This is a genomic window from Enterobacter kobei (assembly GCF_001729765.1).
In the GTDB taxonomy this organism is placed as follows: Bacteria; Pseudomonadota; Gammaproteobacteria; order Enterobacterales; family Enterobacteriaceae; genus Enterobacter; species Enterobacter kobei.
The window spans coordinates 2,707,380-2,724,578 of the sequence record NZ_CP017181.1 but is presented as its reverse complement, the minus strand read 5'-3'; the positions used below and the strand labels follow the sequence as shown (position 1 = coordinate 2,724,578).

The window sequence follows — 17,199 nt, the reverse complement described above, 5'->3', positions numbered from 1 at the left end:
AGAAGCGCAATAAATATTCATTGAATGACAATTAACGTGAAAAAAAACACTCCGGTATTTCTTTTTTCTGCCCTGATGTTTACCTGTCTGAGCAGCAATGTGGTTTTGGCTCAGGTGATGCCTTCCGTTCTGACAAAACGGGATTTTTCTGTGCAGATTAAAGACCAGCCTGTCGCATTGGGCGACAGATGGACTCCTGATATTGCCCGTAAAATTGACGTGCCGTTGGAAGGCCATTTTGTCGGTGAAGTTCCTTTTGACGGAACAAACTATAAATTCTACCAGCATCAAAAGGCTGGGTTAGAAATATTCATTTCCAATCTCTGGTGGGATAAAGCAGAAAGAAGCGTTGACGATTATATCGTGTCCCAGATTACGCTGACTGCCTCAGATATTTTAACGCCGCGTGGCGTTCATGTGGGTTCAACAATCAGAGAGCTGAACAATGCGTACGGCGATGGTCAGTTCGAAAATGATTCCGGGGAGAAGTGGATTTCCTATGAATTGGGTAAGAAATTGCTCTCTTTTAAGGTTATAGACAGTCAGGTTGTGAAAATAACCATGAATTACGAAAATGGTACTTCAGAGTGATTTATGACCAAAAAATATTTGGCAGTCGCATTGTTCACCGCTTTATTGACAGGCGTCGTTGAAACGTCATCGGCGCTTGAATTATCGCAATACAATAAGCTCGAAACGGTTAGCCGCAAAGGGAAAAACGTTTCGCGACTCCGCAGGTAAAATAATCGGCTCAACGTACAAGAATGGCGAAATCGTTTATACCGTGACGTATGCACCCGCGAAACTGGTTGTCAGCAAAGGTAGCCAGGTTTTAGTCGAACAGTCAGGTCAATGGCGTAAATAATAAAACAGCCAGCCCAAAGGGCCAGCATGGATTGGCCTTCTTGTTTCTCACAATATTAACCATCCCGAGTTCACTTATGAAATACACCCTCCAGGAAGGTTCGTTTTCCCTTTATCCTGCTGCCTGGCAGGATAACAGTATGAATATTATTCGCGATGACGAAAGCGGATTATCCGTGGTGGTCAGCCGCGGCGTCATTCCGGACGGCAGTGACTACGAACAAGAGTTTCACCGCCAGTGGGATGTGCTGCGTCCTCAGATGGGCGAAATTGCTCAGAGCGAATTCCGGAATGTAAAAGCCGGCCCTGACGGAAAAATTAATGGGCTGGAAGTTGAGACCACCTTCGACAGTAACGGGCAACGCCTGTGGCAAAAACAGTTGGCCGTACAGACGCCGGGCAAACCGGTGTTGATGATTTTTACCCTCTCGGCACTCAGAGCGTTCACCGAAGAGGACGAGGGGCGCTGGAGCGCGCTTAAGCAAAGTCTGACGCTAAACGAAAACCGGAATGTGTAAGGCATGAGCGATAACAACGCGGCCCGTAAGGGCGACGAGATTATTCACTCCAGCATTTTTGCTGACATCACCAGCATTGTGGCGGAAGGTGCCGCCTATGCGGTGATCGGTGCGGCGGTTGGCGCTGCTGCAACCGTAGCGGCGCCACTGCTGGGGGCGGGGGCCGCGGCAGCAGGCGTGGCGGCAATTGGATCCAGCTGTCTGTTAAGCGGGATTATCGGCGGCGTGCTGGCGAACGTGGCAGGGATCACTGACGATATCAGCAATGCCGCGGAAGGGTTGGGCAATGCGCTTTTCCCTCCGTCGCCTGCGGGCAAAATTACCACCGGTTCGAATAACGTTCTGACGAATGCGATCCCCGCCGCGCGCGCGGCCGGAACGCTGACGCCTGCGGATACCCCTTCCCCTGAACCGCAGTCTCCGGGCAGTTTTGCCGATTACGCAGGGATGCTGCTTTCCGCCGCCGGACAATTTGGCAGCGAAATGTGGCAGCCGAGCGTGACCTCTGCCGCGGCGGGGACCTCGCCACTTGAAGAAGACAAGGTGGCGTGCGAAAAACACTCCGGGCCGCAGTATCTGGCGGAAGGCTCCAAAAGCGTCTTTATCAACGGACAGCCTGCAGTGCGCGCGAAAGATCGCACCACCTGCGAAGGCACCATTTCCGACGATGTCTCCCCGAACGTGATCATTGGCGGCGACACGCTTACGGTTCGCGATATCAAAAGCGGTAAAACGCCGGGACTGGCGCTGGGGATGATTGCGCTCTCCCTGCTGCGCGGACGTCCGGGCAAGATTCTGAAAAACATGCCCTGCGCGCTGGCGGCGGCCGGCGGCGGGATGCTGGCCGATATGGCCGTGAATGCCGTGTTTGGCTCCTCGCATCCGGTTCACGCCGCCACCGGCGTAAAGGTACTGAATGACGACGATGAACTCGATTTCTCGCTGCCGGGGCGCTTCCCGCTTCGGTGGCAGCGCAGCTATAACAGCCTGACCACCCGCGAAGGGCTGTTCGGGCTGGGCTGGGCAACCCCCTTTGACAGCTATCTGACGCTGGAAGAAAACAACGCCACCTGGTTCGACGAAACCGGGCGTGAGCTGAGCTTCGAGCTGCCGCCTGTCGACCGCGCGTTTTACAGCATCAGCGAAGGCATCATTATCCGCCGTAATGAAAATGGCGACGTGGCGATAGCTGATGACGACGGTGCGGTGTGGCGTCTGTACAAACCAACCCGGGCAAACCCTGCTGTTCTGCGTCTGGCATCTCTCAGCGACGAATACGGCAACGCGCTGCTGACTACGTGGGATGAGCACGGCAGGCTGGTTGGTCTTCACGACGAGCCACGGGCAATAGATGTGACTTTGCGCTATGAAGATGAACGTTTCCCGCAGCGCGTGACGTCGGCGAGCCATTTCGACGGCAACCGTTCCTGGCCGCTGATGCAGTGGCGCTACGATGCGGGCGGCCAACTGGCGAGCGCGACAGATGCCTCCGGCGTGGTAACGCGTGAATATCGCTATAATGACCGCGGCCTGATGGTCTGGCACCGCCTGCCTGGTGGGCTGGAGAGTGAATACCGCTGGCAAAAATTCGACCACTGGCGCGTGGTGGAAAACCGCACCAGCACCGGCGACGGGTGCCGCTTTAGCTATGATTTAGCCGCCGGGCTGACGACCGTCGAGCACTACGACGGCCAGACGCGTAAGCACTACTGGAACGCGCAAAATCTGATTGTCCGTTACGTTGACGAGCGCGGTGAAAACTGGCGCTACGAGTGGGATGACAACGAACTTCTGACCCGTCGCGTCGATCCCCTCGGCAATGCCGTTACCTTTGTCTACGACGAAATGGGCAACCGGGTGCAGGAGATCGACGCCGACGGCAATACCCGTACCACCACCTGGCTGGAGCACCGCGCGCTTCCGGCGGCCATTATCGAAGCCGACGGCAGCGCGACCCGTTTCTGGTACGACGAACATCACGGCCTGAAGCGCGTGGTCGACCCGATGGGGCAGACCACGCTGCTGCACCGGGATGAGTTTGGTCAGGTGGTTGAAGAGGTCGATGCCGCCGGAAACAGCCGCTATCAGGAGTATAACGACGCCGGGCAGATGGTACGTGCGACGGACTGTTCCGGGCGCATTACCCGCTACCGTTATCATCCGCTCGGCTGGCTGGTGGCCGAGACTGGCGCCGACGGCGAAGAGACGCGCTATCGCTACGACGCGGCAGGACGTCCGGTACAGCTCGATCGCCCAGAAGGCTGGACGGAGTCACTTGCATGGAACGAGCGCGGCCTGCCGGTGAAGCATGCGGGCGCTGACGGGAAAGAAAGCGAGTTCAGATACGATGACGCAGGGCGCTTAACCGCCACCCGCAATACTCAGGGGGAAGAGGTGCGCCGCCGCTGGGACAGCCGCGGGCGTCTGGTTGCCCTGGAAAACGAAAACGGCGAAGCGTACCGGTTCCGCTGGGGCGCGGACTCGCTGCTGCTGGAAGAGACAGGGCTTGATGGCGTAGCCTCGCAGTATCGCTACGACGCCTGCGGGCGCACGATAGCGCGCACCTTTGCCGCCGGTCATCCGGAGGCCATCACCTACACCTTCGCCTGGAGTGCAAGCGGCCAGCTGGTCGCCCGCACCACGCCGGAAGGCCAGACCCGCTATCATTACACACCATCCGGGCTATTAAGCCGGATCGGGCTGCATCCGGCGCTTTCAGCCGACGCATGGACCACCGAGGCCGAGCAGGAGCTTGCCTTTGACTATGACGCGCTCGGTCGCGTGACGCGCGAGGCGGGCGAACACGGCGAGCTGGCGTGGGAGTATGACGCGCTGGGCAACCGCACCTCCGTCACGCTGCCCGATGGCCGCGAGCTGAAACAGTTCTACTACGGCAGCGGGCATCTGCTCGGCATTGCCCTCGATAAGCTGTCGGTCTCTGATTTTACCCGCGACGAACTCCACCGGGAGACCAGCCGTACTCAGGGGCTGCTGACCACCCGCAGCGAGTACGACCGTCTCGGTCGACTGCATCGCCGGGATGTCTTCACTGGCAATGCCCAACGCCCGTCGCCGCGCCGCTGGTCTCGCCGCTGGGATTACGATTACCGCAATAACCTGGTGCGGGAAGAGCGGGACGATAATCCGTTCAGCTGGTACCGCTGGCAGTATGACAGCGCTGGGCGCCTGCTGGTTCAGGACGGCTCCCTGCCCGGACAGGAGCAGTGGCGCTGGGATGCCGCTGGCAACCCGCTGGAAGGCTCTGCTGAGAAGGTCACGCATAACCGCCTGACGCAGCTGAACGGCATTCGCTGGCGTTATGACATTCACGGCCGCACCGTGGAGAAGGATAACGGCCAGACCCGGTGGCACTACCGCTACGACGGCGAGCAGCGCCTGACGGAGGTCATCAGCCAGCCGCGGGATCGCAACAAACCGCAGACGCAGGTCAACTTCCGCTACGATCCGCTCGGACGACGGATCAGCAAAACGCGTCGCCAGATGCTGGGCGGGCAGCCAACCGGCAAGCCGGTCACTACCCGTTTTGTCTGGGAGGGGTTCCGCCTGCTGCAGGAAGTGCACGGGGATGTGCCGCTGACCTACGTCTACAGCGATCAGGACAGCTACGATCCGCTGGCGCGTATCGACGGCGTGGATGCCCCGGAAATCTTCTGGTTCCACTGTCAGCCCAACGGCACGCCGGAGCGGATGACGGATATCGAAGGGCAGGTGCGCTGGGAAGGAGTGAACAGCGCCTGGGGCAAGCTGCTGCGGGAAAGCGAAACGCAGGTATCAGGATATTCTCAGAACCTGCGTATGCAGGGGCAATACCTGGATCGTGAGACAGGGCTGCACTACAATCTGTTCCGGTATTACGACCCGGACTGCGGAAGGTTTACGCAGCAGGACCCGATAGGGCTGGCGGGGGGGATAAACCTTTACCAGTATGCGCCGAATGCGCTGGGGTGGGTGGATCCGTGGGGGTTATCGAGATGCAGTACAGGAAAAAAACCAGGGCCGCAACTTCCTGGGGGAATTGCTGAAACATTTGATAAAAGCGTTTATAAAAATAGGCAGCTGAAAACAGATGAGACTTTTTATAAATATCATGGTGTAAATAATCGAACAGGAAGAAAAATTTCTTGGCTTACAAATGAAAAATATAATTCCGAGGAGGTTTTGCGAGAAAAACTAGCTATTCGCCATGATTGGGGTGTAAATATTACTAATGTATCAGAGTTCAAAGTTCCTAAGGGAACTTGGGTGAGTGAAGGTCCTGCTGCAGCTCAAGGGGCAGGTTATCCTGGGATGGGATACCAGGCTGTGGTGTCCAATCTTCCAAGAGCATGGGTGGTTAAAACTTTAGGGGTTCCCTGGCAATGAATTTAAATAACTTAAAAAATGCACTTGAACAAATAATTTTTGAACTTAATGCCAATGGCAAACATGAATCGGCCAATTTTTTTCAAACTCGTTATGATCAGATAATAAATTTTGGAGATAAAATTCCATTTGAAGTCGTTGAAAGTCTGTCAACATGCAGAGCAATGTCTCAATACGCAAACTTTTCCCTCAGGGAAGAAAAGCTATTGGATGATGTTGTTAATTACGCACTTGATATCAAAAAAATTACGCCGTGATCTTTAACAAAAAGAAGGAATATTTTTTTCGAGACTATATTTAAGCATTTGTCTGTTTTTAAAATTCTCACGCCGACAACAAAGACAGACAAATTTTAATAAAAGAACTCAAAAGAATTACTATTTACCGGCTAAATGTACTAAAACCGAAGCCAGCTTCAATCAATCCACCTGTGTGCTGACGAAATTAACCTTCGAAGCAGTCTTGTCCCATTTTTTGACAGCTTCCTACACTAAACCATGATGATAGACACTGTCCTTTTGAGGCTTTGTTGTCCTTGTTGTTCTTGATTTAGATTAGTACTAAAACTGTCTGCTCATGGCCATTGCTGCCAGCATGGTTTATAACTGATTCTAAAAATTGATCTGCTCACTCATCCTGCTATTCTTAATTTGGTATGAAACTTTAAAATATTCAGATCATTGTAAGATTGCATTTTGCTAGTATATAAAGATGGTAAAGATACTCATTTACTTAATTGAAATGTTACGGGGTATATATTATGTATTTCTTAGAAAGAAAAGATGCTGAAAAACTTCTCCAAAAAGTTTTAAAGAGCACTTTAAAAAAACAGTCTGATATTGATTTATTATTGGATATAGCGGTTAATCATGAATCTGGTATTCCTATGAAAGGAATAATTTATGAATATGATAAAATGGAGAAAAATAAACCAACTAAACAAAATTTAGATGATCTTAACACATTGATGCATTTTTATGGGCCGTAATTAGAGATATAAAATCCTTGCTTCTAAAAAGATATAATTACAGGCTGAGCAAAATCATCTAGTACGGAAAAGATGAACATTTGTTATTATTCGGATAAAATACTTACCCCTAAATTAAATTGCGATGTCGTTTTCAAAAATAAAGTTGTCAAATCTCTTAGGCATCTCCAGAACGCTTTGGTAAGTGACGCTTTATATAATATTTCGGGCTTCAAACTATAACATATCGAGATGATCTGAAATTTTCTTATAAACTAAATGAAAATATTTATTAAGAGCTAAGATGATCGCTGACTTCAATTTTATTAAAGAAAAAGAGGTGCTCGAGTGGATATGCTGTACAAGAAGCTTACGCATAAGTATACCTTGCTTAGATCTCGCAATGGTCGACCCAACACGTCAGTTAGTCTTTGCGTTAAGCGACTCAAAGCCACTACCAACCGTTTTGACCATTTTCAGTGCTCAGGGCGAAAAACTATTTTGGTCTGCACCTCCTGAAGGTGCGGCTTTCTATTACTTAACATTCAACCGGTCAAAAGAAGTGGTTGTAGTCTGTAGCTATGCGGAAAAGCAAAACGGCTGGCATGATTGGTTTTATTCCTGGGGTATGAAGCGTAACGCGTTGTCTCTATCTGGCCCTGCGTATTAACATCAAAAGCGCCAGAAAATGATAACAATAACCGGTGGCAAAAGAGGGCTGCATAAGCAGTTCCAACAAGCGGTTTAAAACAGAGCTAAGAGGCAAAGGATGAGCACGGTTTACATTGTCATTTTAACCTATATCAAACCACTCAAAGAGATTGACGCAGCGATACATGCTCATGTTGAGTGGCTAAAAAAGGGGTATTCAGAGGGGATTTTCCTGGCGTCCGGTAGACGGATCCCAAGAAACGGTGGCGTCATTCTTGCAAAATCTGAGAGTCTTGCCTTTCTGGAAGAGCGCTTGCGCGAGGATCCTTTTCAGAGGTTAAAGCTTGCGACTGTTGAGATCATTCCCTTTGAACCCAGCATGAAAACAGAACTATTAGAAAATGTGTTTTAACCCCGCAATAAAAAAATCCACGCCAGGGCGTGGATTTTTTTCATCCAAGACGAATCAGACGTTAAACAGGAAGTTCATCACATCGCCATCTTTAACAATGTAATCTTTCCCTTCCGCACGCATCTTGCCTGCTTCTTTCGCGCCTTGCTCACCCTTGTAGGTGATGAAGTCTTCAAACGCGATAGTCTGCGCACGAATAAAGCCTTTCTCGAAGTCGGTGTGGATCTTACCGGCCGCCTGAGGCGCGGTCGCACCTACAGGGATCGTCCACGCACGCACTTCTTTCACGCCCGCAGTGAAGTAGGTCTGCAGGTTCAGCAGCTCATAGCCTGCGCGAATTACGCGGTTCAGACCCGGCTCTTCCAGACCCAGCTCGGCCATGAACTCTTCACGGTCAGCGTCGTCCAGCTCGGCGATATCAGATTCAACGGCAGCGCATACCGCGACAACGACAGAACCTTCCGCCGCGGCGATTTCACGCACTTTGTCCAGATACGGGTTGTTCTCGAAACCGTCTTCATTAACGTTGGCGATGTACATGGTTGGCTTCAGGGTCAGGAAGCTCAGGTATTTGATCGCCGCCTTGTCTTCTTCCGTCAGGTTTTTCAGCGCGCGCAGCATGCCCGCGTTTTCCAGCTGTGGCAGACATTTTTCCAGCGCAGCCAGTTCCGCTTTCGCGTCTTTATCGCCGCCTTTGGCTTTCTTCTGCACGCGGTGAATCGCGCGTTCGCAGGTGTCGAGGTCAGAGAGCGCCAGCTCGGTGTTGATGACCTCGATGTCGTCAGCCGGATCCACTTTGTTGTTGACGTGGATGATGTTGTCGTTCTCGAAGCAGCGCACAACGTGGCCGATCGCTTCGGTTTCACGAATGTTGGTCAGGAACTGGTTACCCAGACCTTCACCTTTGGAGGCGCCTTTTACCAGGCCCGCGATGTCAACGAACTCCATGGTGGTCGGCAGAATGCGCTGTGGCTTCACGATCTCCGCGAGCTGGTCCAGACGCGGGTCGGGCATTGGCACAACGCCGGTGTTCGGTTCGATGGTACAGAACGGGAAGTTCGCCGCTTCGATACCCGCTTTGGTAAGCGCGTTAAACAGGGTGGATTTGCCCACGTTTGGCAGACCGACGATACCGCATTTGAATCCCATTTCTAAATCACCTTAATATCTTGATAATCAATCCGTTAACGATAACCGATTGATGAAAAGTAAATAACTCTGCCTATTATACACGTAACCCGCATCACGCGCGGTAAAAAAGCCGTATCGGGCGGATTATTGCGCTTTGAAAGCGTGCAGGCGGTTTGTCGCTTTGGTTAAGCCATCTTTCAGCCAGATTTCAGTGCAGCGCACCGCTTCGTCTACCGCCTCGTCAATCAGTTTCTGCTCAGAAACCGGGGGCTTACCTAACACAAAACCAACAACTTTGTTTTTATCGCCCGGATGGCCGATTCCTACGCGCAAACGGTGGAAATTCGGGTTATTGCCCAGCTTGCTGATAATATCTTTCAGACCGTTATGGCCCCCGTGCCCGCCGCCCAGTTTGAATTTTGCCACGCCGGGTGGGAGGTCCAGCTCATCGTGAGCCACCAGAATTTCATCCGGATTGATGCGATAAAACGTTGCCATTGCCGCCACGGCTTTACCGCTCAGGTTCATAAAGGTGGTGGGTACCAGCAGGCGCACATCTGCGCCAGCAAGGTTGATACGTGAGGTATAGCCGAAGAATTTAGGTTCTTCGCGCAGGGGAGCACGCAACCGCTCGGCCAGCAGATCAACATACCATACCCCGGCATTGTGGCGAGTGGCCGCATATTCTGCGCCCGGGTTGGCGAGGCCGACAATCAGTTTAATCGTCACGATTCAATTCCTAATGGGTTCCAGATCTGGCGCGTAGTTTACTGTCTGGCGCGCCGCTTGACAAAATTCTGCAATCGTCACGGCGAAAGTCGAATAATTACTCATCTGAACAATTAGAATTTCAAGCTGTTCAACGCCTTATTTGTAAACTTTTGTTTGGGAGTTATCCGTAAATGTGATCATTCACGCAACTCATAAAAGGGGCGTTGTCTATACTTTACACACAAGGATTAGGGGCTTTTCCCCTGACAACCCAAAGTTCCGGAGGTGACACATGAAACGCAAAAACGCTTCGTTACTCGGTAACGTGCTGATGGGGTTGGGGCTGTTCGTGATGGTTGTCGGCGTGGGTTATTCAATTTTAAACCAATTGCCGCAGCTTGATCTCCCGCAATACTTCGCGCATGGCGCGGTACTGAGCATTTTCCTCGGTGCAGTATTGTGGCTTGCCGGGGCGCGCGTGAGCGGACATGAGGAAGTCTGCGATAAATACTGGTGGGTGCGCCATTATGATAAACGTTGTCGCAGGGATCAGCATAAGCACAGCTAGTACCTGATAAAGAACACCGAACGACTCCCAAGGGAGTCGTTTTTTTTTGCATGTAGTATTGACCCTCACGTAACGTAAGGCTCCAGAGTGTGTGCACTGGCAAAGTAAAAAGGAGCAATTATGTTGATTCAGGTGGGTGAGCTTGCGAAACGGGCCGGGATCACCGTGCGGACATTGCATCACTATGAGCAAACAGGGTTGTTGCTGCCTTCTGCCAGAAGTGCGGCAGGTTACCGGCTTTACAACCTGGCAGATGTCCAGCGTCTGCACATGATCCAGACGCTGGCAAAAGCGGGGCTGGAACTTGCTGAAATCAGGGATTTTCTGGAACAGGCGTCGCTGTCGTTTTACTCGATGCGCAAATCACGCTGTTGGATAAACAGCTTTGCAGCATACATACGCTGCGCGACCGGCTGGTGGAACTGCGCACCGGGCTTCGCGACGATGCGACGCCGGATCTGGAATCCTGGCTACAGACGCTGGAGTTAATGAATATGTACGATCGCTGGTTTAGCAAAGAAGAGTTACAGAAGCTGCCGTTTGCGGTGCAGAAGGAGGCACTGGCGGCTATCTGGTCAGGGCTGGTTACAGAGGCCAACATACTTCTGGAGCAACATATCCCCGTTACGGATGCGCGAGCCATGGAGCTGGCGACGCGCTGGATGGAACGCCTGGAGCAGGACACGGCGGGCAAGCCGGAGTTTCTTACCCGGCTGAACGAAATGCACAGCGTTGAGCCGCAAATGCAGGCGCAGACTGGCATCACGCCGGAGATGACGGAGTACATTACCCGGGCGTTTGCTGAATCTAAGCTCAACATATGGGAGAAGTATCTCACCGCCGAAGAGATGGCCTTTACCAGGGCACACTACTTTGACCGCATGATGGAGTGGCCGCCGCTGGTGGCGAAACTGCATCAGGCGCAGCGGAAAAGTATCGATCCTGCCTGTGAGGAGGCGCAAAAGCTGGCTGAAAACTGGCTGGCGTTATTCCAGTCGTATGCGGGAACAAACCCGGAAACCCAGCAAAAGTTTCGCGCGGCCATGCAGCAGGAGCCGCAGCTGATGAAAGGAACATGGATGTCGCCTGCTGTGCTTGCATGGCTCCAGCAGGCCATCGGGATAATGATGCAGAGACGTTTCACCGCATCAGGTGAATCACAGATCCGCTAACGCCGCTTCCCGGTTAGGGTAGAAAGAGAGTCGGCCAGGGATCGGCTGTACGCCCGCGCGCGCCATGGTGCGCAGCGGCTGGAATTCCAGGTTACTCACCCGCAGCTCGCAGCCTTCCGGCAGACGTTGTACGAAGCGCTGGAAGGCGTCCAGGCCACCGGCATCCAGTACCGGTACGGCATCCCATTTCAATACCACAATCCGTTTGCCAGCGATGCGGGTTTCCAGTTCGCTGAACAGGCCTTCCGCCGCGGCGAAGAACAGCGGGCCAATTACGCGCAGCACCAGCACATCATCAGGCACCTCTACGTTGACCGGCGAAAGGCGCGTCATCTGTGCAATGCGGCGCATAAACAGCAGGGAAGCCAGCACGATCCCGACGCTGATGGCGATAACCATATCGAACAGAACCGTCAGCGACATACAGATCAACATTACGATGATGTCGTCTTTTGGTGCACGACGCAGCAGGTTGACCACCTTATGCGCCTCACTCATATTCCAGGCCACCATCAGCAGCAGCGCGGCCATAGCGGAAAGCGGCAGCCAGGAGAGCAGCGGGGCAAGGATCAGCAGAGCGAGGATCACCAGCACGGAGTGGATAACCGCCGAAACGGGGGAGGTTGCTCCCGCGCGCACGTTCGCCGCTGAACGGGCGATGGCTGCCGTTGCGGTAATACCGCCAAAGAACGGGGCGATGAGATTGCCTAACCCCTGACCGACCAGTTCGCTGTTGGCTTTATGTTTGGTGCCGGTCATGCCGTCGAGCACGACGGCACAGAGCAGCGATTCAATGGCCCCCAGCATTGCCATAGAGAATGCGGCGGGAAGCAAGGCGCGCAGGGAATCCCAGCTTAAGGTAAAGCTGGAGCCAGGCATGTCCCACGGCAGTACCAGTTGCGGTAACAGTTGCGGAATGCCGCTACCCTGAGAACCGTCCGCCAGCACATATTGGAACTGCGAGCCGATCGTCGCGACATGACCACCGAACATATTGACGATTGCCATTACTGCGCAACCCAGCAGCAGCGCGGGAAGGTGACCCGGCAGACGAATCCCTAAACGAGGCCAGACGATCAGCGTACCCAGCGTCACAATCCCGATGGCGGCGTCGCCCAGGTTGGCCGTAGGCAGTGCCATAAACAGCGCGCCCACTTTTTGCAGATAATGTTCCGGTACGTGAGGCATCTGCAGACCGAGAAAATCTTTGATCTGCATGGTTCCGATGGTGATCCCGATCCCTGAGGTGAACCCGAGCGTGACGGAAAGGGGAATGTACTCAATCAGGCGGCCAAAGCGGGCCAGGCCAAAGAGAATCAAAAACAGGCCTGACATCAGGGTGGCAACCAGCAGGCCTGCAAGACCAAACTGTTGCGAAACCGGGTAGAGGATCACCACAAAAGCGGCGGTCGGGCCAGAGACGCTGAAGCGTGAACCACCGGTCAGGGCGATGACAATCCCGGCAACGGCCGAGGTGTAGAGGCCGTACTGTGGTGCAACGCCGCTACCAATCGCCAGCGCCATCGCCAGCGGTATGGCGATAATGCCGACGGTGATCCCGGCAATCAGGTCACGGACAAAACGTGACGAGGTGTACTTCTCTTTCCAGCAAGCGTCGATGAGGGCGCGAAAGGGCAGAACATGTGAGGAGGCTACGTTTTTCACAATTATCTATCATCCGAGTGCGCATCATCTGTCATATGAATGGCAGGTGAAGGAGGCATTAATCATACAAATAAAACCTAAAGACAAAAAAACCCGCCGCAGCGGGTTTTTCGGCCGTGTTCGATTAGTGTTCGAACATTGCAGAGATGGATTCTTCGTTGCTGATACGACGAATCGCTTCGGCCAGCATCCCGGACAGGGTCAAGGTACGCACGTTTGGCAGTGCCTTGATCTCGTCGCTCAGTGGAATGGTATCGCATACCACAACTTCGTCAATGACGGAGTTACGCAGGTTGTTTACCGCATTACCGGAGAAGATCGGGTGAGTTGCGTAAGCAAATACGCGTTTCGCACCACGTTCTTTCAGCGCTTCAGCGGCTTTACACAGCGTGCCACCGGTATCGATCATATCGTCAACCAGCACGCAGTCGCGGCCAGCAACGTCACCGATGATGTGCATCACCTGAGAAACGTTAGCGCGAGGACGACGTTTGTCGATGATCGCCATGTCGGTATCGTTCAGCAGCTTAGCGATAGCACGGGCACGTACCACGCCGCCGATGTCCGGAGAAACCACGATCGGGTTGTCCAGGTTCAGCTGCAGCATGTCTTCCAGCAGGATTGGGCTGCCGAATACGTTATCAACCGGGACGTCGAAGAAGCCCTGGATCTGCTCTGCGTGCAGGTCAACGGTCAGTACGCGGTCAACGCCGACGCTGGAGAGGAAATCAGCAACGACTTTAGCGGTAATTGGCACACGCGCGGAACGGACGCGACGGTCCTGACGGGCATAGCCGAAGTAAGGGATTACAGCAGTGATACGGCCTGCGGAAGCGCGACGCAGGGCGTCGACCATAACAACCAGTTCCATCAGGTTGTCATTCGTTGGAGCACAGGTGGACTGGATGATGAAAATATCACCACCGCGTACATTTTCGTTAATTTGTACGCTGACTTCGCCGTCGCTAAAGCGACCTACAGCGGCGTCGCCGAGGGAAGTGTACAGGCGGTTGGCAATACGTTGTGCTAGTTCCGGGGTGGCGTTACCAGCAAAAAGCTTCATATCAGGCACGAGAAGAACCTCAGGCATGCGTCCAGTGGTGGATAGCGTTCGCCGCAAACTGTGCGGGCCAGGCGAAGGCTATCCAGGCGGTGTATTAAAGAGCGCGATGCAACGTCTGGAACAGGGTGACGTTGTCACCGAAACTCAGTCTGCGCCAGAATGGCCTGCTGTAGGGGGGAGATGTTCATCCCACGCGCTACAAAACCATGCAGCCAATCCGGCGCTTGCTCAAGCACCTGACGAGCGGCGGATTCGGTGTCAAATTCAGCAAAGACACAGGCCCCTGTACCAGTCAGGCGCGACGGCGCGTATTCTAACAGCCAGGAAAGCACCGCATCAACCTCGCGAAAACGTTTTCTTGCGATATCCTCGCAATCGTTGCTGAATTCACAATTTAATAACGTTTCTATTGACCGAATCGGGGTATTTCTTTTCAGGTCAGGATCTTTAAAGATGACCGGGGTCGGAATGCTCACGCCGGGGTGAGCAACCAGATACCATTTTTCCGGCGGGTTGACCGGGGAGAGGATTTCCCCCACGCCCTCGGCAAAGGCCGCATGACCGCGAACAAACACCGGAACATCCGCGCCCAGTGTCAAGCCCAGGGCGGCCAGTTCGTCCTGCGACAGCCCGCTGCCCCAGAGGTGATTCAGGGCAACCAGCACCGTGGCGGCGTTAGATGAGCCGCCGCCCAGACCGCCGCCCATCGGCAGGCGCTTCTCTATACTGATGTCCGCACCGATTCCCGCGGGCAGCCGCCCCGACTCCGCTGCCGCTTTCATCAGCAGGCGCGCGGCACGCACAATCAGGTTGTCTTCATGCGCCACGCCTTCGACCGGTGTCAGGAGACAAATCTGCCCGTCCTGACGCGGCTCAATGGCGATCGTGTCGCCATAGTCAATAAACTGAAACAGCGTTTGCAGGGTATGGTAGCCGTCAGCACGCTGACCGGTGATATATAAAAACAGGTTCAGTTTTGCCGGAGAAGGCCAGTGGGTCATCATTTAACGATCCAGTTATCCATTTTGAGCTTGATGCGCTGGCTGCCCTGTGTCAGCTCCATATTTGATGGCAGCGATGGTTTACTCTTGCTGTCATAGTCGTTGTATACCACTTTCCAGGTTTTGCCATTCTGGGTGTAGTTGACCTGGCTCAGACGGTACCGATCGTCCAGGGTGTAGTCGGTGGCGTCACCCGGCAGGCCGAGGATCCACTGGCGCAGGCTGTTCAGCGGGATCGGCATCCCGGTCAGCTTGCCAATCATCTCTTCGGCATCGGTCGCGGTGTAGTGCTGGCCTTTATTGTCGGTGATCTGCGCTTCGCCCGGTTTGGCGATAAGCTCCAGTTCGGTGCTGCCGAGCGGGTTCAGCAGCAGCAGGCGATAGTTGTCCTGCCCGGTTTGCTGCCAGAAGAAACGCGCATACACTTTTTGTTCATCAGAGAGATAGGCGAAGGCGCCGCGGGTCTGATACTGGCTCAAATTGCGGACGTCCTGCTGGTGCTGACGCCACTGCGGTGAATCAGGGCTTTTGCCCGGGCCTTTTGGTTGGGTGACAGTACATGCGGTCAGAACCAGTGCCGCCAGAGGCAGCAGGCGAATCAGTCGGGTCATAATGAGGACAAATCCTTGAGATACGTTGCAGTTATAACTGTTAATGCTAGCGTCCCGCAGTCCCACCGTCTACGTTCAAATTATCTCAAAGCAATGCGTAAGCTATTACTCCGAAAGGAGGCGGTCTCTTTTATTGATCTCGCGCATCCTGTATGATGCGTCCTGCTAACCTTATTAACGCTGGTACTACTCCCGCTCAACATGACCCTATTAGCACTCGGTATTAACCACAAAACGGCCCCGGTTTCGCTGCGAGAACGCGTTACGTTTTCGCCGGATACGCTTGACCTGGCGCTGGACAGCCTGCTTGCCCAACCCATGGTGCAAGGGGGTGTGGTGCTCTCGACGTGCAACCGTACCGAGCTATATTTAAGCGTGGAAGAGCAGGATAATCTGCATGAAGCGCTGATCCGCTGGTTATGTGACTACCACAATCTCAACGAAGACGAGCTGCGTAATAGCCTGTACTGGCATCAGGACAATGATGCGGTCAGCCATCTGATGCGCGTCGCCAGCGGTCTGGATTCACTGGTGCTGGGCGAGCCGCAGATTCTCGGTCAGGTGAAAAAAGCCTTTGCGGATTCGCAAAAAGGGCATTTGAAGGCCAGTGAACTGGAGCGTATGTTCCAGAAGTCGTTCTCCGTGGCGAAGCGTGTGCGAACCGAAACCGACATTGGTGCCAGTGCGGTTTCTGTTGCTTTCGCAGCCTGCACCCTTGCACGTCAAATCTTTGAGTCCCTTTCCACCGTCACCGTGATGCTGGTGGGCGCGGGCGAAACCATCGAACTTGTGGCGCGCCATCTGCGCGAGCATAAAGTGAAAAAGATGATTATCGCGAACCGCACCCGCGAACGTGCGCAGGTTCTGGCGGATGAGGTGGGCGCAGAAGTGGTTGCGCTGAGCGACATCGATGAACGTCTGAAAGAGGCGGACATTATTATCAGTTCTACCGCCAGCCCGCTGCCAATCATCGGTAAAGGGATGGTGGAACGCGCGCTGAAGTCGCGTCGAAATCAGCCGATGCTGCTGGTGGATATCGCCGTCCCGCGTGATGTTGAACCGGAAGTCAGTAAACTGGCGAACGCCTATCTTTACAGCGTTGACGACCTGCAAAGCATCATTTCGCACAACCTCGCTCAGCGTAAAGCGGCGGCGGTACAGGCGGAAACCATTGTTGAGCAGGAAACCAGCGAGTTTATGGCCTGGCTGCGCGCGCAAAGCGTCAGCGAGACCATCCGCGAGTATCGCGGGCAGGCGGAGCAGGTGCGTGATGACCTGACTGCCAAAGCGTTAGCGGCCCTTGAACAGGGCGGCGACGCACAGGCCATTATGCAGGATCTGGCGTGGAAACTGACCAACCGCCTGATCCATGCACCAACCAAATCTCTTCAACAGGCTGCCCGTGACGGGGATGATGAACGCCTGACTATTCTGCGCAACAGCCTCGGGCTGGAATAGCGCCCTATACCCATTTTCTAAGAC

General features: G+C 53.8%; 15 protein-coding genes and 1 pseudogene. 10 read left to right on the top strand and 6 right to left on the bottom strand.

Features of this window, described 5'->3' with window-relative positions; translation table 11 throughout:
• Positions 1 to 36 precede the first annotated feature (36 nt).
• From BFV64_RS13165 to BFV64_RS13140, 7 genes are all read left to right on the top strand, one after another.
• Positions 37 to 591 carry a hypothetical protein gene (locus BFV64_RS13165; protein ID WP_230278695.1) on the top strand — a complete coding sequence of 185 codons (555 nt, stop codon included), beginning with the start codon at positions 37 to 39 and terminating at the stop codon, positions 589 to 591.
• Positions 592 to 941: 350 nt separating this feature from the next.
• Positions 942 to 1,382, top strand: coding sequence for a DcrB-related protein (locus tag BFV64_RS13160; RefSeq protein WP_059372652.1), 441 nt, complete (start codon positions 942 to 944; stop codon positions 1,380 to 1,382).
• Positions 1,383 to 1,385: 3 nt separating this feature from the next.
• Positions 1,386 to 5,765 (top strand): RHS repeat-associated core domain-containing protein, encoded by a 4,380-nt coding sequence (locus BFV64_RS13155; protein ID WP_069602173.1) that lies wholly within the window; start codon positions 1,386 to 1,388, stop codon positions 5,763 to 5,765.
• Positions 5,762 to 6,022, top strand: a complete 261-nt coding sequence (locus BFV64_RS13150) for a hypothetical protein (protein WP_014884203.1) — start codon at positions 5,762 to 5,764, stop codon at positions 6,020 to 6,022. Before BFV64_RS13155 ends, BFV64_RS13150 begins: the two co-directional genes overlap by 4 nt.
• A 503-nt stretch (positions 6,023 to 6,525) precedes the next feature.
• Complete coding sequence (locus BFV64_RS13145) at positions 6,526 to 6,753, top strand: hypothetical protein (RefSeq protein WP_032636254.1); 228 nt, start codon at positions 6,526 to 6,528, stop codon at positions 6,751 to 6,753.
• Positions 6,754 to 7,036: 283 nt separating this feature from the next.
• On the top strand, positions 7,037 to 7,402 hold the full coding sequence (locus BFV64_RS24285; protein ID WP_071890869.1) for a hypothetical protein: 366 nt from the start codon (positions 7,037 to 7,039) through the stop codon (positions 7,400 to 7,402).
• Between the two features lie 99 nt (positions 7,403 to 7,501).
• Positions 7,502 to 7,795 carry a YciI family protein gene (locus BFV64_RS13140; protein WP_045281214.1) on the top strand — a complete coding sequence of 98 codons (294 nt, stop codon included), beginning with the start codon at positions 7,502 to 7,504 and terminating at the stop codon, positions 7,793 to 7,795.
• 54 nt (positions 7,796 to 7,849) lie between these two features.
• Here BFV64_RS13140 and ychF read toward each other — a convergent pair whose 3' ends face one another.
• Entirely contained in the window at positions 7,850 to 8,944 is a 1,095-nt protein-coding gene (ychF, locus tag BFV64_RS13135) for a redox-regulated ATPase YchF (RefSeq protein WP_023312134.1), read from the bottom strand.
• A gap of 126 nt (positions 8,945 to 9,070) precedes the next feature.
• A complete protein-coding gene (pth, locus tag BFV64_RS13130) occupies positions 9,071 to 9,655 on the bottom strand; it encodes an aminoacyl-tRNA hydrolase (RefSeq protein WP_069602172.1) in 585 nt (194 codons plus the stop codon).
• A 274-nt stretch (positions 9,656 to 9,929) separates the two neighbouring features.
• Between pth and ychH the strand changes: the two genes are divergently transcribed.
• Positions 9,930 to 10,205 carry a stress-induced protein YchH gene (gene ychH / locus BFV64_RS13125; RefSeq protein ID WP_008499505.1) on the top strand — a complete coding sequence of 92 codons (276 nt, stop codon included), beginning with the start codon at positions 9,930 to 9,932 and terminating at the stop codon, positions 10,203 to 10,205.
• A 120-nt stretch (positions 10,206 to 10,325) separates the two neighbouring features.
• Positions 10,326 to 11,377: pseudogene (locus BFV64_RS13120) on the top strand (MerR family transcriptional regulator).
• Here BFV64_RS13120 and dauA read toward each other — a convergent pair.
• From dauA to lolB, 4 genes are all read right to left on the bottom strand, one after another.
• A complete protein-coding gene (gene dauA / locus BFV64_RS13115; RefSeq protein WP_069602171.1) occupies positions 11,363 to 13,042 on the bottom strand; it encodes a C4-dicarboxylic acid transporter DauA in 1,680 nt (559 codons plus the stop codon). The pseudogene BFV64_RS13120 and the gene dauA overlap by 15 nt on opposite strands.
• Before the next feature lie 124 nt (positions 13,043 to 13,166).
• Complete coding sequence (gene prs, locus BFV64_RS13110; protein WP_003856663.1) at positions 13,167 to 14,114, bottom strand: ribose-phosphate diphosphokinase; 948 nt, start codon at positions 14,112 to 14,114, stop codon at positions 13,167 to 13,169.
• Between the two features lie 125 nt (positions 14,115 to 14,239).
• Positions 14,240 to 15,109, bottom strand: coding sequence for a 4-(cytidine 5'-diphospho)-2-C-methyl-D-erythritol kinase (ispE, locus tag BFV64_RS13105; RefSeq protein ID WP_045281216.1), 870 nt, complete (start codon positions 15,107 to 15,109; stop codon positions 14,240 to 14,242).
• Entirely contained in the window at positions 15,106 to 15,717 is a 612-nt protein-coding gene (gene lolB, locus BFV64_RS13100) for a lipoprotein insertase outer membrane protein LolB (RefSeq protein WP_045281217.1), read from the bottom strand. Before lolB ends, ispE begins: the two co-directional genes overlap by 4 nt.
• Positions 15,718 to 15,918: 201 nt before the next feature.
• Between lolB and hemA the strand changes: the two genes are divergently transcribed.
• Positions 15,919 to 17,175 carry a glutamyl-tRNA reductase gene (hemA, locus tag BFV64_RS13095; protein ID WP_069602170.1) on the top strand — a complete coding sequence of 419 codons (1,257 nt, stop codon included), beginning with the start codon at positions 15,919 to 15,921 and terminating at the stop codon, positions 17,173 to 17,175.
• Positions 17,176 to 17,199: the final 24 nt, after the last annotated feature.